This is a genomic window from Xylophilus sp. ASV27 (genome assembly GCF_016428875.1).
In the GTDB taxonomy this organism is placed as follows: domain Bacteria; phylum Pseudomonadota; class Gammaproteobacteria; order Burkholderiales; family Burkholderiaceae_C; genus Xylophilus.
In genome coordinates this window covers 1-302 of sequence record NZ_JAELTO010000367.1, presented here as the reverse complement: position 1 = coordinate 302, position 302 = coordinate 1, and the positions used below count along the sequence as shown (strand labels likewise).

The 302-nt window shown below is 74.8% G+C and carries 1 pseudogene; it reads left to right on the top strand.

Going from position 1 to position 302, the window contains the following annotated elements:
- Nucleotides 1-221 precede the first annotated feature (221 nt).
- A pseudogene (locus JHD63_RS23370) lies at nt 222-302 on the top strand (ABC transporter ATP-binding protein); the annotation flags it as partial.

The window sequence follows — 302 nt, the reverse complement described above, 5'->3', positions numbered from 1 at the left end:
CCCCCCCCCCCCCCCCCCCCCCCCCCCCCCCCCCCCCCCCCCCCCCCCCCCCCCCCCCCCCCCCCCCCCCCCCCCCCCCCCCCCCCCCCCCCCCCCCCCCCCCTTTTCAAGCACAAGACGGCATACGAGATTTCCTGTACGGTCTCGTGGGCTCGGAGATGTGTATAAGAGACAGGTGTATTGCGCGGTGCGGGCGGCGCACGGCGCGGGGGAAAACCGACATGCTGAGCGTCCACAACATCCACCAGTACTACGGCGGCTCGCACATCCTGCGCGACGTCAGCCTCACCGCCAGGGCCGGC